The following is a 16,595-nucleotide window of genomic DNA, read 5'->3' on the forward strand; positions in this document are numbered from 1 at the left end:
AGAAGGCTGTCCCAGGGAAAGCGCGCGGCTGCGACACGAATCCCCGTTGAAAGCCCTCTTCGCCCATGTCAAAGAGCGCGCATGAGCCAGGACACATCGCCTTTTACCCGTCGCCTCGCCACCAATGCCCGCACCGTCGAGGGTCTGCTGGAACGTCTGCTCGGCCAGGCGACGGAAGCCGACGAAATCGCCCGGCCGGCAAACCTGCTCGCGGCCATGCGCCACGGCGTGCTGAACGGGGGCAAGCGTCTGCGCCCCTTCCTGGTGATCGAATGCGCCGATCTGCTCGGCGGCAATCGCGATGCGGCCTTGCGCGTCGGCGCGGCACTCGAATGCGTGCATTGCTATTCGCTGGTCCATGACGACCTGCCGGCGATGGACGACGACGACATGCGCCGCGGCCAGCCGACCGTGCACAGGGCCTTCGATGAGGCGACGGCGATTCTTGCCGGCGACAGCCTGCTGACCTTCGCCTTCGATATCATCGCAGCACCCGAGACAGCGCTTTCGGATGCGCAGAAGGTGGAACTGATCCTGGCGCTCGGACGCGCCGCCGGCCACGGCGGCATGGCCGGCGGACAAGCGCTCGACCTGGCCGCGGAAAAGTCGCCACCGGACGAGGCCGGGATCGTCACGCTGCAGGCGATGAAGACAGGTGCCCTGATCCGCTTTGCCTGCGAGGCTGGCGCCATCGTCGCCGGCGCCGCGAAGGAGGACCGCGCGCGGCTTCGCGCCTTCGGCGAAAAGATCGGCCTTGCCTTCCAGCTTGCCGACGACCTGCTCGACCTTACCGCGGATGCTGAGACCATGGGCAAGGCAACCGGCAAGGACGCCGCCCGTGGCAAGGGCACGCTGGTCGCGCTCAACGGCCAGACCTGGGCGGAAGACCGGCTGGAGCAACTGGTCGCCGAAGCCGAAGCGCTGCTTGCGCCCTATGGAGTGCGCTCGGCCATTCTCGTCGAAGCCGCCCGTTTCATCGCCAATCGCAGGAGCTAGATCCATGAGCAAATACTGGTCGCCGATCATCTCCAAGCTGAAGCCCTACGTGCCTGGCGAACAGCCGCGCATCGCCAACCTGGTGAAGCTCAACACCAACGAATGCCCCTACGGTCCGTCTGAGAAGGTGCTCGACGCGATCGCCGCGGCAGCGAGCAGCGATCTTCGCCTTTATCCGGACCCGCTGGCGCTGAAGCTGCGCCAGGCCATCGCCGTACGCTATGGCGTGACCGCCGAAGAAGTCTTCGTCGGCAACGGCTCGGACGAGGTGCTGGCGCACATCTTCGCCGGCTTGCTGAAGCACGACGCGCCGCTGCTCTATCCGGATATCTCCTACAGCTTCTATTCGACCTATGCGCGGCTCTTCGAGATCGACACGGTCGAGATCCCGCTCAGCGATCGCTTCGAGATCGATCTCGCCGACTACGACCGGCCCTGCGGCGCGATCATCCTGCCGAACCCGAATGCCCCGACCGGCATCGCTTTGCCGCTCGCCGACATCGAGCGGCTGGTCGCAAGCCATCCGGACCAGCCCGTCGTCATCGACGAGGCCTATGTCGATTTCGGCGGCCAGTCGGCCGCAGAACTGGTTTCGAAATACGAGAACCTCTTGGTCGTCCAGACCTTCTCCAAGTCGCGCGCACTTGCGGGCTTGCGCGTCGGCTTCGCCATTGGCCAGCGCCCGCTGATCGAGGGGCTGGAGCGGGTGAAGGACAGCTTCAACTCCTATCCGCTCGGCCGCCCGGCCCAGGCCGGCGCCATCGCCGCGATCGAGGATGAAGCCTGGTTCGAGGAGACTCGCGCCAAGATCATCGCGTCGCGCGACCGGCTCACGGCCGAACTGACAGCGCGCGGCTTCGAGGTGCTGCCTTCGTCGGCAAACTTCGTTTTCGCACGGCATCCCGGCCATAGCGGAGAAACGCTGATGAAGGCGCTTCGCGAGCGCGCCGTGCTGGTGCGCCATTTCGCCAAGCCGCGCATCTCCGATTTCCTGCGCATCACCATCGGCACCGATGCCGAATGCGCGCGCCTGATCGAGGCGCTAGACGAGATCCTCTAAGTTGTCTCGGTGACATTTTCGCCGTTTCAAACAAGCGATGGACTGATCTAGCCTCCGGCGACCGAGCCGGAGCTTGTCTTACATGTTCGACCTGACGCCCTATCTGCCGCAGCTTCTCATTGCCTGGACCGCCTATCTGATCGCGACCGCATCGCCGGGGCCGGCGATCCTGGCGATCATCACCACCTCGGTCAGCCAGGGACGAAAGGCGGGCCTGGCGCTTGCCCTTGGCGTTCTGACGGGAAGTTACACCTGGGCAATGCTGACGGCCTCCGGTCTCTCGGCGCTGATCCGCGCCTATGGCCACGCGATCATCGTCTTGAAGATCGCCGGCGCCTGCTATCTCTTCTGGCTCGCCTATAACGCACTGCGCGCCGCCATGCGCAGCGACAAGAGCGCGATCGTGCCGACGGCAAAGGTGCAGACCTCGCTGAAGCGGCTCTATCTCAAGGGGCTCGGCATCCACCTGACGAACCCCAAGGCGATCTTCTCCTGGATCATGCTGGTGTCACTCGGCATGCCCGCGGGCGCGCCGGTCGGCGTTACCGCCACTTTTATCGGCGGCTGCATGGTCTTGGGTCTGATGACCTTCTGCGGCTTTGCGATCGTCTTCTCGCTCACGCCGGTACACCGCGCTTATCTCAAGTCCAGGCGGTTGATCGAGAGCCTGATGGCCGGCTTCTTCGCCTTTGCCGGCTTCAAGCTGCTGACATCACGGCTCTGAGGCCACAGCGTGGACAAAGCGCGGCTGCTTACTCAGCGGCCGCCTGGCCGCGGCCGTAGCGCTTCTCGATATAGTCGGAAACCAGCGTCTCGAAGTCGCCGGCAATGTTGGGGCCGCGCAGTGTCATTGCCTTCTCGCCGTCGATGAAGACGGGGGCGGCCGGCATTTCGCCGGTGCCGGGCAACGAGATGCCGATATCGGCATGTTTGCTTTCGCCCGGGCCGTTGACGATGCAGCCCATGACCGCCACCTTCAGGCCCTCGACGCCGGGATACTTCTCGCGCCAGACCGGCATGTTGCGGCGGATGTCGTCCTGGATCTTCTGGGCGAGTTCCTGGAACACCGTGGACGTGGTGCGTCCGCAGCCGGGACAGGCGGCAACAACAGGGATGAACTGACGGAAACCCATGACCTGCAGCAATTCCTGCGCCACCTGCACCTCGCGGGTGCGGTCGCCGCCGGGCTCAGGCGTCAGCGAAATGCGGATCGTATCGCCGATGCCCTGCTGCATGAGGATGCCGAGCGAAGCGGACGAGGCGACGATGCCCTTCGTGCCCATGCCGGCCTCGGTGAGGCCGAGATGCAGTGCGTGGTCCGAGCGGGCCGACAACATGGCATAGACGGCGATCAGGTCCTGAACGCCGGAAACCTTGGCCGAAAGGATGATGCGGTTGCGCGGCAGACCGATCTCTTCGGCGAGTTCCGCCGAGAGCAGCGCCGACTGCACGATCGTCTCGCGCGTCACCTCTTGCGCCGTCAGCGGAAAGCCGTTCGCCTTGTTCTCGTCCATCAGCCGCGTCAGCAGTTCCTGGTCGAGCGAACCCCAGTTGACACCGATGCGCACCGGCTTGTCGTAGCGGATCGCCATCTCGACGATCTCGGCGAACTGCTTGTCCTTCTTGTCCTTGAACCCGACATTGCCCGGATTGATGCGATACTTCGCCAGCGCCTCGGCGCAGGCCGGATGATCGGCAAGCAGCTTGTGGCCGATATAGTGGAAGTCGCCGACGAGCGGCACGTCGAGACCAAGGCGCTCGAGCCGCTCGCGGATCTTCGGCACCGCCGCCGCACTCTCGTCGCGGTCGACGGTGATGCGCACCAGTTCCGAACCGGCCTTGTGCAGCGCGGCCACCTGGGCCACGGTCCCATCGATATCGGCCGTATCGGTGTTGGTCATCGACTGGACCACGACCGGTGCGCCGCCCCCGACGATGACGCCGCCGACATCGACGGCGACGGAGGCGCGGCGGGGCTGCGGATCGAAATCGAAGGCGGAAGACATGAAGGCCTCTTCGTGGGTCACTGAGCCGGGCGAGGATGCGGGCAGAACCCACATGGACTTTCCTCAACTCGCCCTGGCCATTTGCCCATCAGGTGGATGAGGAAAGCCTGATTGTCAACGGCGACATCATGCCCTGACGGCGATTTGATGGCGCTGTTCCGTCTCAGTGCCCCTTAGCGTGATCCGCATGGACCGCATGGTGCGACAAGAGAAGCACGACGATGAAGAGCAGCGGCACCGAGGCGAAGATGATGGCAAAGCCCGTATGCTCGGCAACGAAGCCGATCAGCGACGGCGCGAACAGCATGCCGGAATAGCCCATGAAGGTCGCGACCGAGAGCCCGATGCCCGGCTGCAGGCCCGGCATGTTGCCGGCGGCCGAGAACGCGATCGGCACCATGTTGGAAATGCCGATGCCGGCGATCGCAAAACCGAGGATGGCGATATAGGCATTGGGCGCCGTGCCCGCGACGATCATGCCGACGAGTGCCGTGACGGTGCAGATGCGGAGCGTCCGTTTGGCGCCGAAGCGATCCCGCACGAAATCGCCGGCAAAACGCATGGTCGCCATGGTGGCGGAGAAGGCGGCAAAGCCGAAGCCGGAAAGCTCAACGGAGGCGCCAAGCTCGTTGCGCAGATAGAGCGCACCCCAGTCGAGCACTGTGCCCTCAGGCACCATCGAGAACAGCGCCATGATGCCGATCAGCCAGGGAAGCGGCGTCATCGGCAGGCGCAGCTTTTCCTTGGCTGCGCCCGGATGCGGCTTGTCGGCCAGGATCATCGGCCAAGCGGCGACGATCAGCACCAGGCAGATCGCAGTGACGACAAGGACATGCGGCAACACACCGAAGCGGGCCATGAGGAAGCCGCCGATACCGGCACCGATCAGGCCGCCGAGGCTCCAATAGGCATGGCAGGACGACATGATCGCGCGGCGCATGGATTTCTCGACCTCGACCGCATTGGCGTTCATCGCGACGTCCATCGCGCCGGCAAAACCGCCAAGCAGGAACATGGCGACAGCCGCCGTCCAGACATCGGGGACAAGCGTCAGAAGCAGAAGCAACGGCGACAGGATGATGGCGGTGACCTTGACCACCTTCTGCGACCCCACACGGGCGATGTAGCCGCCGGCAATCGGCATGAGCACCAGCGAGCCAATACCGAACATCAGGATCAACAGGCCGAGCACGCTTTCGCTGATGCCGAGCCGGTCCTTGAATTCCGGGATCTTCGGCGCCCAACTGCCGATGACGAAGCCGTTCAATAGGAAGAGCAGCGAAACCGCCAGCCGGTTGCGGGTCATGTAGCCCTGGCGGACGGTCGCGGAAGGAGAACGTTGGTCCATGGTCTTGCCTCTGCGCCGGATCGCCCGGCTCAAATTGTGATTTCGATCAGATTTCCATCGGGGTCGCGAACAACGGCCTCATAGAAGCCATCGCCGGTCCATCGCGGTTTTGCGACCAGAATGCCGTCAGCCTCGGCGCGCGCGGCCATCGCCTCGACCGCCTGCTCGCTGCCGAGCGACAGCGCCACATGGGCAAGGCCGGTACGTTCTTCAGCCGGATCGGCCGGCCCAACCCAGGGGCCCTCCATGATCTCGAATGCCGGGCCGTCGCCAAGCATCAGGAACCGCGAGCGAAAGCCCGGCCGCCGTCGGCTTTCATAGATCTCGCCGACTTCGGCGCCGAAGAAGGACGACCAGAAGCTGGCAATCGCCTCGAGGTCCCGCGTCCAGAGCGCCACATGCGTGATCGTCGTCATTCCGTCTCTCCCGCCATCAGAACCTCTGCCCCCGCCGCCTCGAAGGCCGACCGATGCTCGGCCGACGCATCCGCCTCGAGCAGCAGCGTCACCTTGTCATTGATATCGACGACCCCGTGCGCGGCGGCCGTACCGAGCTTGTCGCTGGTGACGGCGACAACCAGGCGCCGGCTGCGCAACGCAATGAGCCGCTTGAATTCCGCATCCTCGAAATAGATCGCCGTCAGGCCCGCAACGGCGTCGGCGCCGCAGGTGCCGAGAAAGCAGAGATCGGGTCGGAGCAGCTCCGCATCGCGCTGAGCCCGCGCGCTGATCGCCGCACCGACGGCACGGTTGAGCGGGCCGCCGAGCAGGATCAGATCGACACCCGGCTTCTCCATGAGCGCGACGGCAATCAGCGGTGTGTTGGTGACGACGGTGACCGGCAGCTCCGGCTCGATCAGTTGCGCGATCGCAAGATTGGTCGAGCCGGCATCGAGGAACACGGTCATATCAGGCTTGATCAGGCCGACCGCCGTACGCGCCAGAGCCGCCTTGCGTTCCGGCGCCATCGCCACCCGTTCTCGCAATGTGCTGTGGGCCGCCGGCGCGACCGGAAGTGCGCCACCATAGACGCGCTCGCACAGTCCTGCCGCCGCCATTTCCCGGAGATCGCGGCGGATCGTGTCTTCGGAAACGCTGAGCTCGGCCGCAAGATCAGCAGCCAGCACCCGGCCATTGGCCTTCAACCGCTCCTGGATCAGCGTCTTTCGCTCACGAAGAAGGAGTTCCCCTGACATTTTCACCAACCGTGCATAAACGTGCATGAATCGCGATAAATGTGCATAGCAACTTTTGAAACCGTTTTCAAGCTGGCGCAGCGCCCAAATCGGAGCGGCGCGCGAATTTCGACAAACCGTGGCTTTTGCGCGCAATCGGGGTCAATTCGAGGAAAATTCTTCATCAAAACGCTCAGGAATTGGTGTTTTATACGCTCAGATCGCCGATTTTTTATGCGATTGTCCGCTCAATCCGGACGACGGGCCGGGCAAGAAAGAAGATGGAAAATCACGATGAAACTCCTCCCCACGCTGTTTGCCGCCGCTCTGATGCAGGTTGCCGCACTTGGCTCCGCTGAAGCCGGCGAGAACCTCGATGCGATCAAATCTGCCGGTGTCCTGAAGATCGGCACCGAGGGCACCTATGCCCCGTTCACCTATCACGACGCCTCCGGCGCGCTCGTCGGCTTCGACGTGGAGATCGGCCACGCCGTCGCCGAGAAGCTCGGCGTCAAGGCTGAATTCCTCGAAGGCAAGTGGGACGGCCTGATCGCCGGCCTCGACGCCAACCGCTACGACACGGTCATCAACCAGGTCGGCATCACCGAGGAGCGCAAGAAGAAGTACGACTTCTCCGAACCCTATATCGCCTCCAAGGCCGTGCTGATCGTCAAGAGCGACAACGAGGAGATCAAGGGCTTTGCCGATCTCAAGGGCAAGAAGTCGGCCCAGTCGCTGACCAGCAACTTCGGCAAGCTCGCCTCCGCGTCCGGCGCCGAACTCGTCGGCACCGACGGCTTCGACCAGTCGATCCAGCTCGTCTTGACCGGCCGTGCCGACGCGACGATCAACGACAGCCTCTCCTTCCTCGACTTCAAGAAGAAGAAGCCCGACGCTCCGGTCAAGATCGCCGCTGAGCAGGCCGATGCCGACTTCTCCGGCATCATCATCCGCAAGGGCGAGCCGGAGCTTCTCGAGGCGATCAACAAGGCGCTCGTCGACATAAAGGCCGACGGCACCTACGACAAGATCTCGCAGAAGTACTTCGGCGCCGACGTCTCGAAGTAACCCGATCACTGGGCCCTCGGCCGGTTTCTCAGCCGGCCATTCTCGGCTATGAAACGCGATCCGTTCCGGACCCCGGGGCGGATCGCGCTTTTTGAAAGGCTCGCCCTTGACCACCTGGCTCCCACTGATGCTGGAATCCTTGCCGTCCCTGCTCTGGGCCGGCCTGACCTTTACCATCCCCCTGACGCTGCTTTCCTTCATCTTCGGCCTGATCCTGGGGCTCGTCACCGCCGTCGCCCGGCTCTTCGGGCCGGCACCGGTCGCCTGGATCGCGCGCTTTTACGTCTGGGTGATCCGCGGCACGCCGTTGCTGGTCCAACTGTTCGTGATCTTTTACGGCCTGCCGAGCGCCGGCATCCTGCTCGACGCCTTCACCGCAGCGCTCATCGGCTTCTCGCTGAATGTCGGCGCCTACACCTCCGAGATCATTCGCGCGGTGATTTCGTCGGTCCCGCGCGGACAATGGGAGGCAGCCTATTCGATCGGCATGAGCTGGAGCCAGGCGATGCGCCGCACGATCCTGCCGCAGGCAGCCCGCGTCGCCGTGCCGCCATTGTCGAACACATTCATCTCGCTGGTGAAGGATACGTCGCTTGCCGCCGCCATTACCGTGCCCGAGATGTTCCAGACAGCGCAGCGCATCGTCGCCACCACCTACGAGCCGCTGATCCTCTACATCGAGGCGGCGCTGATCTATCTTGCCATGAGCTCCGTGCTTTCCGCCCTGCAGGTCAGGCTGGAGCGACGCTTCGCCCGCTATGGCGGCTTCCTGGAGGCACGCACATGATCGAGCTCTCCCACATCGAAAAGCGCTTCGGCGACAATCTCGTGCTGAAGGATATTTCCGTGACGCTCGCCGAGGGCACTGTGACCGCGCTGGTCGGCCCGTCCGGCGGCGGCAAGAGCACGCTGCTGCGCTGCATCAACCTTCTGGAGATCCCGACCTCCGGATCGATCAAGCTTGGCGACGAGAAGCTTGAATTTGCCCCTGGCCGCAAGATCGGCTGGACGGCAATCCAGCGTCTGCGCCGGCAGACCGGCATGGTGTTCCAGAACTTCCAGCTCTTCCCGCACCAGACCGCACTCGGCAATGTCATGGAAGGCCTCGTCACCGTGCTGAAATGGCCGGCGGACAGGGCGAAGACCCGGGCAATGGAACTGCTCGAAAAGGTCGGCATGGCGCACAAGGCCGACGCCTGGCCGGCAACACTTTCCGGCGGCCAGCAGCAGCGCGTGGCGATCGCCCGTGCCCTTGCCCCTTCGCCGCGCGTGCTTCTCTGCGACGAGCCGACCTCGGCGCTCGACCCTGAACTGGCGGAAGAAGTGGTCGAAGTCCTGAGCCGGCTTGCCCGCGAAGGCACCACCATGGTCATGGCCACCCACGACCTCCGGCTCGCCTCGCGCGTTGCCGACAAGGTGATCTTCCTCGACGGCGGCCTCATCGTCGAAAGCGGCGCGCCAAAGACGATCTTCTCGGCGCCCGAGCGCGAGCGAACGAAGAAGTTCATTGCCTCGCTCAGCGCTCCGCACGACTACGAGATCTGAAGGGAAGCATGGGGACCGGTTCCATTGGCCTAGGCGCTAAGCAGCCGTCGTCTGATCCATCGCAAAACAAAAACGGCCGGATTCGCATCCGGCCGTTTTGTCTGTCCGTGTGGCAAACGCTTACGCGTCGAAGACGATCAGCAGGTCCTTGGCGTCGATCTGGTCGCCGGCGCGCACCAGAACTTCGGCGATCGTGCCGTCTTTCTCGGCGTGCAGCGCCGTTTCCATCTTCATCGCCTCGATCGAGAGCAGCACGTCACCGGCCTTAACCGCCTGGCCCGGATGAACCGCGACCGTGGAGATGACGCCCGGCATCGGAGCGCCGAGCTGGGCAGCGTTGCCGCCCTCGGCCTTGCGGCGCACGGCGCTCGTCGCACTGCGGTTGCGGTCCGGTACCTTGATCAGGCGCGGCTGGCCGTTGAGTTCGAAGAACACCTTGACCATGCCCTTCTCGTCCGGCTCGCTCTTGGCCTGGTGCAGGATCACCAGCGACTTGCCGCGCTCGATCTCCGGCTGCAGCTCCTCGCCCGGTCCAAGCCCATAGAAATAGGCCGGCGTCGGCAGCACGCTGACCGGACCATAGGTGTCGGCCGCGACCGCGTAATCGGTGAAGACCTTCGGGTACATCAGGTAGGAGGCGAACTCGAAGTCGTCGACCTTGCGCTCGAGCTTGTCCTCGATCGCCTTGCGCTCCGCGTCGAGATCGGCCGGCGGCAGCAGCGAGCCGGGAACGGCGGTGTAAGCCTTCTCGCCCTTCAGCGCCTTCTTCTGCAGCGCTTCCGGCCAGCCGCCCGGAGGCTGACCGAGATCGCCCTTCAGCATCGAGACGACCGAATCCGGGAAGGCGATATCCTTGGCCGGGTTCTCGACGTCGGCAACCGTCAGGTCTTGCGAGACCATCATCAGTGCCATGTCGCCGACGACCTTGGAGGACGGCGTCACCTTGACGATGTCGCCGAACATCTGGTTGGCATCGGCATAGGCCTGGGCAACGCGGTGCCACTTGGTTTCCAGCCCGAGCGAACGGGCCTGCTCCTTGAGGTTGGTGAACTGACCGCCCGGCATTTCGTGCAAGTAGACTTCCGACGCCGGTCCCTTGAGGTCGCTTTCGAACGCGGCATACTGGTAACGCACTGCTTCCCAATAGAAGGAGATGCGGCGGATCCATTCGGGATCGAGGCCCGGATCACGCTCCGAGCCGCGCAGAGCCTCGACGATCGAGCCGAGGCAGGGCTGCGAGGTGTTGCCGGAGAGTGCGTCCATCGCCGCATCGACCACATCGACGCCGCTGTCGACGGCGGCAAGCACGGTCGCAGCCGCAATGCCCGAGGTGTCGTGGGTGTGGAAGTGGATCGGCAGGTCCGTCGCTTCGCGCAGCGCCTTGAACAGCACGCGCGCGGCGGCCGGCTTCAACAGGCCCGCCATGTCCTTGACGGCGATCATGTGCGCGCCGGCCTTTTCGAGCTCGGCCGCCAATGCCGTGTAGTACTTGAGATCGTACTTCGGGCGGGCCGAGTTCAGGATGTCGCCGGTGTAGCAGATTGCCGCCTCGCAGATGCGGTTCTCTTCAGCAACGGCCTCCATCGACACGCGCATGTTGTCGACCCAGTTGAGGCAGTCGAAGACCCGGAAGACGTCAATGCCGCCCTTCGCCGCCTGGCGCACGAAGTACTTCACGACGTTGTCGGGGTAGTTCTTGTAGCCGACGCCGTTGGCGCCGCGCAAAAGCATCTGCAGCAGCAGGTTCGGCGCGTCCTCGCGAATGCGGGCGAGACGATCCCACGGGTCCTCGGTGAGGAAACGCATGGAAACGTCAAAGGTCGCACCACCCCAGCATTCGAGCGAGAACAACTGCGGCAGCGCACGAGCATAGGTGCCGGCGACGCGGGCGATGTCATGCGTACGCATGCGGGTCGCAAGCAGCGACTGATGGCCGTCGCGCATCGTCGTATCGGTCAGGAAAACCTGCTTTTCACCGCGCACCCACTCGGCGAATTTCTTCGGGCCGAGCGCGTCGAGCCTCTGCTTGGTACCGGCGGGGATTTCGCCCTGGATGAACGGCACGACGGGCTTGGCCGCATCCGCCGGCGGCTTCGGACGACCCTTGGCCTCCGGATGACCGTTGACGGTGACGTCGGCGAGATAGGTCAAGAGCTTCGTCGCACGGTCCTGGCGCCGGACCTGCTGGAAGAGTTCCGGCGTCGTATCGATGAAGCGGGTGGTGTAGGTGTTGTTGCGGAACTGCTCGTGGCCGATGATCGCCTCGAGGAAGGTGAGGTTGGTCGCCACACCGCGGATACGGAATTCGCGCAGCGCCCGGTCCATGCGGCTGATCGCTTCCTGAGGCGTGCTGCCCGAGGCCGTGACCTTCACCAGCAGCGGATCGTAGTAGCGGGTGATGTAGGCGCCGGTATAGGCCGTGCCGCCGTCGAGACGGATGCCGAAACCGGCCGCCGAACGATAGCCGGTGATGCGGCCGTAGTCGGGAATGAAGTTCTGCTCCGGATCTTCCGTGGTGATGCGGCACTGCAGCGCGTGGCCGTTGAGGCGGATGTCAGCCTGGTCAGGCACACCCGATTGCGGCGTGCCGATCGCCTCGCCGTCGAGAATGTGGATCTGCGCCTTGACGATGTCGATGCCGGTCACCACTTCGGTGACGGTGTGCTCGACCTGGATGCGCGGGTTCACTTCGATGAAGTAGAACTTGCCGGTGTTCACATCCATCAGATACTCGACGGTGCCGGCGCCGATGTAGTTGGTCGCCTTGGCGATCTTCAGCGAGTAGTTGGCCAGTTCCTGCCGCTGCGCATCGGAGAGGTAGGGCGCCGGCGCGCGCTCGACGACCTTCTGGTTACGGCGCTGGATGGAGCAGTCGCGCTCGAACAGATGCACGACATTGCCGTGGGTGTCGCCGAGGATCTGGCTTTCGACGTGGCGGGCGCGCTCGACCAGCTTTTCGAGATAGACCTCGTCCTTGCCGAAGGCGGCCTTGGCCTCGCGCTTGGCTTCCGTCACCTCGCGGATCAGATCCTTCGGATCGCGAATGGCGCGCATGCCGCGTCCGCCGCCGCCCCAGGAGGCCTTGAGCATGACCGGGTAGCCGATCTCGGCGGCGAGGCGATGGATTTCCTTTTCGTCGTCCGGCAGCGGATCGGTGGCCGGCACGACCGGAACGCCGACGGAAATGGCGAGGTTGCGGGCAGCGACCTTATTGCCGAGCTGGCGCATCGTCGCCGGGCGCGGACCGATGAAAATGATGCCGGCGGCGTCACAGGCATCGACGAATTCCGGGCTTTCCGACAGCAGGCCGTAGCCCGGATGAATGGCGTCGGCACCCGAGAGTTTGGCGACGCGGATTACTTCCTCGATCGACAGGTAGCTTTCGATCGGGCCGAGGTCACGGGCAAGATGCGGGCCGCGGCCGATCTGGTAGCTTTCATCCGCCTTAAAGCGGTGCAGCGCGAGTTTGTCCTCTTCCGCCCATATCGCGACCGTTTTCAGACCGAGTTCGTTTGCAGCGCGAAAAACGCGGATGGCAATTTCAGAACGGTTGGCAACAAGGATCTTCGAGATAGGCAAGTCGGTCTCCTCAATGACTTGATATTGCGGGAAATGCTGCACCCGCGAAATAAAGTATTAGCGGGTCACCGGGCAGAGCGCAATTTCAGATGCGACAGGAAACCGAATGCCTTTCGACTTTAGGAAATCAGGCCGAGACGGAAGGCGATCGCCACGACGTGGTGGCGGTTCTTGGCCTTCAGCTTTTCCTGGATTCCGTTCATGTACCAATCGACCGTGTGGCTCGAAATATCCAGCACCTTGCCGATGTCGTTGGAGGTCAGTCCGTCGGCGAGATAATTGAGGGCTTCCATTTCGCGCCGCGTCATTTGCACTTCGACACGCGAACCGAGCTCGGCCGAAACCTCGGGGTCGGTCAGGTCCAAGAGCTTCCAGAACAGCCGCTTGGCGATCGAGTCGAACAGGCTGATCTCGACAGGGCTCAGGTCGACGACGCGGCCGCCGACCGTCAGGTTGCCGAGCAGACCGCGCCGGCCGTGCACCGGGAAGATGTAGCCGTCGTAGAGACCGTGGTTGCGGGCCTCGATCATCATGCTTTCCATGCGCTTGCGATGCGGATCGGAGCGGAAAGCAAACAGCGTATCGCGCCAGCGGAAACCACGCTGGGCATGGCCGAGATAGCGGATGGTCGGGTCGATCACCACGAACTTCTTGCGGATATAGATCTGCGGCCAGCCCTCGGGCCAGCGACCGGCAAGCAGCAGCCTCAGCGGGTTGTCATGCGGCTTGGGCTGGCGCACGACGCCGTAGAAGTCGAAGCCGCAGCGATCGAGCAGGCGCTCGAATTCCGGGATGATTTCCTCGCGTGTCTTCATCTCCTCCAGAAGCGCGAGAAACTGTACGAGCAGCGTAATGTTCATGGATCACCTTCCAGGTCGATGCATATGGTCGCATTTCCGAATCCGGACATAAAGGCACCGTTCAGCGACCATTCATGTTGCACCCGCGATAATCCGTCATACCACGCCCGGTCTTATGCGAAATATGCAAGAAATCGGAGTTGGCACGACAGATAGCAGACTATGAATATTCTCGCCAAGCTCACAGACGAGCGAAACGGGAAAACGAGTGGCTGTCCTGCGTCCGGCTACGGCTTCCCATTGCCGCAAAAGACCGTCTCAGCGCGGCCCCGAGTGCTCTAACGGCGCGAGGCTTCAATGCTCGCCATGGGGAACCTCGAGGACGCGGGTGCATCCGCCGCAGAAGGTCTGCGGCGCGTCAAATCCGGTACCCGGAAGGGGTGAGACAGTGTCATTGTTCCAGGTGTATGCAAGAGCGCTCCAGTATCTTGCGGTTCACAAGTTTCGCGTCTCAGCGATCGTGCTTGCCAACGTCGTTCTGGCAGCGATCACAATTGCCGAACCGATCCTGTTCGGTCGTATCATCGACGCCATCTCATCGAAGGGCGAAGTCACGCCGATGCTGCTCATGTGGGCAGGCCTCGGCGTCTTCAACACCGTCGCCTTCGTGCTCGTCGCCCGCGAGGCCGACCGGCTGGCCCATGGCCGCCGCGCCACGCTCCTGACGGAAGCCTTCGGCCGCATCGTTTCCATGCCGCTTGCCTGGCATAGCCAGCGCGGCACGTCCAACGCCCTGCACACGCTGCTTCGCGCCTGCGAAACCCTCTTCGGTCTCTGGCTCGAATTCATGCGCCAGCATCTGGCGACCGCCGTCGCCCTCGTTCTGCTCGTTCCGACCGCCTTTGCCATGGACGTGCGCCTGTCGCTCGTGCTCGTCGTTCTCGGCGCGCTCTATGTGGTGATCAGCAAGGTGGTCATGAGCCGCACCAAGGAGGGCCAGGCTTCGGTCGAGAACCACTACCACACGGTTTTCTCGCACGTTTCCGACGCGATCAGCAACGTTTCGGTCGTGCACAGCTACAACCGCATCGAGGCTGAAACCCGCGAGCTGAAGAAGTTCACCGAGCGGCTGATCTCGGCCCAGTTCCCGGTACTCGACTGGTGGGCACTCGCAAGCGGGCTGAACCGCGTCGCCTCGACCATCTCTATGATGGCGATCCTCGTGATCGGTACCGTGCTGGTGCAGCGCGGCGAACTCGGCGTCGGCGAAGTCATCGCCTTCATCGGCTTTGCCAACCTGCTGATCGGCCGCCTCGACCAGATGAAAGCCTTCGTCACGCAGATCTTCGAAGCTCGTGCCAAGCTCGAGGACTTCTTCACCCTCGAAGACGCCGTGCGCGAACGCGACGAGCCGGCCGGTGCGACCGAGCTGCCGCCGGTTGTCGGCGAGGTCGAGTTCCGCAACGTCTCCTTCGACTTTGCCAACACGAACCAGGGCGTGCACAACGTCTCGTTCACCGCCAAGGCCGGCCAGACGATCGCCATCGTCGGCCCGACGGGTGCCGGCAAGACGACGCTCGTCAACCTCTTGCAACGCGTCCACGATCCGCGCGACGGCCAGATCCTGATCGACGGCAACGACATCTCGAAGGTAACGCGCAAGTCGCTGCGCCGTTCGATCGCCACCGTCTTCCAGGATGCGGGCCTGATGAACCGCTCGATCTCGGAAAACATCCGGCTTGGCCGTGACGACGCGACGATCGAGGAAGTCATGGCTGCCGCCGAAGCGGCTGCTGCCTGCGACTTCATCGAGGGCCGCACGACCGGTTACGATACGGTCGTCGGCGAGCGCGGCAACCGTCTGTCGGGTGGCGAGCGCCAGCGTGTGGCCATCGCTCGCGCCATCCTCAAGAACGCGCCGATCCTGGTGCTCGACGAGGCGACCAGCGCGCTCGACGTCGAGACCGAGAACCGCGTCAAGGATGCGATCGATGCACTGCGCAAGAACCGCACGACCTTCATCATCGCCCACCGCCTGTCGACGGTGCGCGAGGCCGACCTGGTGGTCTTCATGGACCAGGGCCGGATCGTCGAGATGGGCGGTTTCAACGAGCTCAGCCAGAGCAACGGCCGCTTTGCAGCCCTGCTCCGCGCCAGCGGCATCCTGACGGACGACGACGTCCGCATGAGCCACACGGCAGCGTAACGCTCGCCCGACGTCAGGCAAATCGTACATCAAGCCACCCGCGGTCAGCCGCGGGTGGCTTTTCTTTTTGGACAAGCGCCGCATCAGGAAGTCTTGTCATTCGCCAAATTGTTGGTAGACGGGAATTCCGGCTTCAATTCCAAGGGAATCACCAATGCCGGATATCTCCACCATCGCTCTGTTTGCCGCCGCAAGCCTCGTGCTGACCGCAACGCCCGGCCCCGACATGCTGCTGATTGCGTCTCGCAGCCTCAGCCAGGGCCGTGCCGTCGGGTTTCTCACCTATGCCGGCATCGCGCTTGGCACCTACTGCCATGCGCTCGCGGCCGCGCTCGGCCTCTCGCAGCTCTTCCTCACCGTACCGGTTGCCTATGAGATCGTGCGCTGGGCGGGCTGCGCCTATCTGCTTTATCTCGCCTGGAAGACGGTGCGTTCGCATCCCTCGGGCGCGTCCCCGACGTCGACGCTCAAGCGGCTCTCACGCCGGCGGGTCTTCGGCGAGGGACTGATGACGAACCTGCTCAATCCGAAGATGGCGCTGTTCGTGCTGGCCCTTTTTCCCCAGTTCGTGGACCCGAATGGCGGGTCGATGGTCCTGCAGATGCTTCTGCTTGCGACCATCCTGAACGGGATCGGCTTGCTCGTGAACGGCACTGTCATCCTTGTCGGCAGCCATCTGCGCGCAAGACTTTCCGGCTTCCGGCGTTTCCCGAAACTGCCGCAATACCTTCTCGCCGGCGTGTTCACGGGGCTTGCCTGCCGCCTGGCGCTGGGTTCCCGAACCTGATGCTGACGCACGGTCAAGGGTGGCGT

The 16,595-nt window shown here is 63.6% G+C and carries 15 protein-coding genes; 9 read left to right on the plus strand and 6 right to left on the minus strand.

Annotated features, from left to right (window positions below):
• The first annotated feature begins 81 nt into the window (after window positions 1-81).
• From IB262_RS16985 to IB262_RS16995, 3 genes are all read left to right on the plus strand, one after another.
• On the plus strand, window positions 82-996 hold the full coding sequence (locus IB262_RS16985) for a polyprenyl synthetase family protein (RefSeq protein ID WP_192357444.1): 915 nt from the start codon (window positions 82-84) through the stop codon (window positions 994-996).
• Between the two features lie 4 nt (window positions 997-1,000).
• Complete coding sequence (gene hisC / locus IB262_RS16990) at window positions 1,001-2,056, plus strand: histidinol-phosphate transaminase (RefSeq protein ID WP_112976171.1); 1,056 nt, start codon at window positions 1,001-1,003, stop codon at window positions 2,054-2,056.
• 82 nt (window positions 2,057-2,138) lie between these two features.
• Window positions 2,139-2,780 carry a LysE family translocator gene (locus IB262_RS16995; protein ID WP_034802945.1) on the plus strand — a complete coding sequence of 214 codons (642 nt, stop codon included), beginning with the start codon at window positions 2,139-2,141 and terminating at the stop codon, window positions 2,778-2,780.
• 28 nt (window positions 2,781-2,808) lie between these two features.
• Here the strand turns inward: IB262_RS16995 and ispG are convergent, their stop codons facing one another.
• The 4 genes from ispG to IB262_RS17015 form a co-directional block, all read right to left on the minus strand.
• Entirely contained in the window at window positions 2,809-4,062 is a 1,254-nt protein-coding gene (ispG, locus tag IB262_RS17000) for a flavodoxin-dependent (E)-4-hydroxy-3-methylbut-2-enyl-diphosphate synthase (protein WP_034803175.1), read from the minus strand.
• A 163-nt stretch (window positions 4,063-4,225) separates the two neighbouring features.
• Window positions 4,226-5,410 (minus strand): MFS transporter, encoded by a 1,185-nt coding sequence (locus tag IB262_RS17005; protein ID WP_162728796.1) that lies wholly within the window; start codon window positions 5,408-5,410, stop codon window positions 4,226-4,228.
• 29 nt (window positions 5,411-5,439) lie between these two features.
• Window positions 5,440-5,826, minus strand: coding sequence for a VOC family protein (locus tag IB262_RS17010; RefSeq protein WP_112976172.1), 387 nt, complete (start codon window positions 5,824-5,826; stop codon window positions 5,440-5,442).
• Entirely contained in the window at window positions 5,823-6,605 is a 783-nt protein-coding gene (locus IB262_RS17015; protein ID WP_112976192.1) for a DeoR/GlpR family DNA-binding transcription regulator, read from the minus strand. The genes IB262_RS17010 and IB262_RS17015 overlap by 4 nt, the downstream gene beginning before the upstream one ends.
• A gap of 55 nt (window positions 6,606-6,660) precedes the next feature.
• Here IB262_RS17015 and IB262_RS17020 point away from each other — a divergent pair, with 55 nt between their 5' ends.
• The 4 genes from IB262_RS17020 to IB262_RS17035 all read left to right on the plus strand — a co-directional run bounded on the left by IB262_RS17020 (window position 6,661) and on the right by IB262_RS17035 (window position 9,197).
• The gene (locus IB262_RS17020) at window positions 6,661-6,882 is read left to right on the plus strand and encodes a hypothetical protein (RefSeq protein ID WP_146749546.1); all 222 of its coding nucleotides are present in this window, start codon (window positions 6,661-6,663) and stop codon (window positions 6,880-6,882) included.
• A complete protein-coding gene (locus IB262_RS17025; RefSeq protein WP_112976173.1) occupies window positions 6,879-7,652 on the plus strand; it encodes an amino acid ABC transporter substrate-binding protein in 774 nt (257 codons plus the stop codon). The genes IB262_RS17020 and IB262_RS17025 overlap by 4 nt, the downstream gene beginning before the upstream one ends.
• A gap of 106 nt (window positions 7,653-7,758) precedes the next feature.
• Window positions 7,759-8,439: an amino acid ABC transporter permease gene (locus IB262_RS17030; RefSeq protein ID WP_089044284.1), complete on the plus strand. Its 681-nt coding sequence runs from the start codon at window positions 7,759-7,761 to the stop codon at window positions 8,437-8,439.
• Window positions 8,436-9,197, plus strand: a complete 762-nt coding sequence (locus IB262_RS17035) for an amino acid ABC transporter ATP-binding protein (protein WP_060586573.1) — start codon at window positions 8,436-8,438, stop codon at window positions 9,195-9,197. The genes IB262_RS17030 and IB262_RS17035 overlap by 4 nt, the downstream gene beginning before the upstream one ends.
• Before the next feature lie 120 nt (window positions 9,198-9,317).
• On the opposite strand, the gene pyc is transcribed toward IB262_RS17035, so the two are convergent.
• Both pyc and IB262_RS17045 read right to left on the minus strand, forming a co-directional pair.
• Window positions 9,318-12,776 (minus strand): pyruvate carboxylase, encoded by a 3,459-nt coding sequence (gene pyc, locus IB262_RS17040; protein WP_112976193.1) that lies wholly within the window; start codon window positions 12,774-12,776, stop codon window positions 9,318-9,320.
• Between the two features lie 119 nt (window positions 12,777-12,895).
• Complete coding sequence (locus tag IB262_RS17045) at window positions 12,896-13,636, minus strand: autoinducer binding domain-containing protein (protein WP_034802969.1); 741 nt, start codon at window positions 13,634-13,636, stop codon at window positions 12,896-12,898.
• Window positions 13,637-14,024: 388 nt separating this feature from the next.
• Here IB262_RS17045 and IB262_RS17050 point away from each other — a divergent pair, with 388 nt between their 5' ends.
• Both IB262_RS17050 and IB262_RS17055 read left to right on the plus strand, forming a co-directional pair.
• Window positions 14,025-15,782, plus strand: coding sequence for a glucan ABC transporter ATP-binding protein/ permease (locus IB262_RS17050; RefSeq protein WP_034802972.1), 1,758 nt, complete (start codon window positions 14,025-14,027; stop codon window positions 15,780-15,782).
• Between the two features lie 154 nt (window positions 15,783-15,936).
• Window positions 15,937-16,569 carry a LysE family translocator gene (locus tag IB262_RS17055; RefSeq protein ID WP_112976174.1) on the plus strand — a complete coding sequence of 211 codons (633 nt, stop codon included), beginning with the start codon at window positions 15,937-15,939 and terminating at the stop codon, window positions 16,567-16,569.
• The last annotated feature ends 26 nt before the right edge of the window (window positions 16,570-16,595 follow it).

This window comes from Ensifer sp. ENS02 (assembly GCF_014851885.1).
Classification (GTDB): domain Bacteria; phylum Pseudomonadota; class Alphaproteobacteria; order Rhizobiales; family Rhizobiaceae; genus Ensifer; species Ensifer adhaerens.

Excerpts from the sequence above, each read along its gene's own strand:
- IB262_RS16985 (WP_192357444.1), top strand. The coding sequence starts at position 82 with ATGAGCCAGGACACATCGCCTTTTACCCGTCGCCTCGCCACCAATGCC.
- hisC (WP_112976171.1), top strand. The coding sequence starts at position 1,001 with ATGAGCAAATACTGGTCGCCGATCATCTCCAAGCTGAAGCCCTACGTG.
- IB262_RS16995 (WP_034802945.1), top strand. The coding sequence starts at position 2,139 with ATGTTCGACCTGACGCCCTATCTGCCGCAGCTTCTCATTGCCTGGACC.
- ispG (WP_034803175.1), bottom strand. The coding sequence starts at position 4,062 with ATGTCTTCCGCCTTCGATTTCGATCCGCAGCCCCGCCGCGCCTCCGTC.
- IB262_RS17005 (WP_162728796.1), bottom strand. The coding sequence starts at position 5,410 with ATGGACCAACGTTCTCCTTCCGCGACCGTCCGCCAGGGCTACATGACC.
- IB262_RS17010 (WP_112976172.1), bottom strand. The coding sequence starts at position 5,826 with ATGACGACGATCACGCATGTGGCGCTCTGGACGCGGGACCTCGAGGCG.
- IB262_RS17015 (WP_112976192.1), bottom strand. The coding sequence starts at position 6,605 with ATGTCAGGGGAACTCCTTCTTCGTGAGCGAAAGACGCTGATCCAGGAG.
- IB262_RS17025 (WP_112976173.1), top strand. The coding sequence starts at position 6,879 with ATGAAACTCCTCCCCACGCTGTTTGCCGCCGCTCTGATGCAGGTTGCC.
- IB262_RS17035 (WP_060586573.1), top strand. The coding sequence starts at position 8,436 with ATGATCGAGCTCTCCCACATCGAAAAGCGCTTCGGCGACAATCTCGTG.
- IB262_RS17045 (WP_034802969.1), bottom strand. The coding sequence starts at position 13,636 with ATGAACATTACGCTGCTCGTACAGTTTCTCGCGCTTCTGGAGGAGATG.
- IB262_RS17055 (WP_112976174.1), top strand. The coding sequence starts at position 15,937 with ATGCCGGATATCTCCACCATCGCTCTGTTTGCCGCCGCAAGCCTCGTG.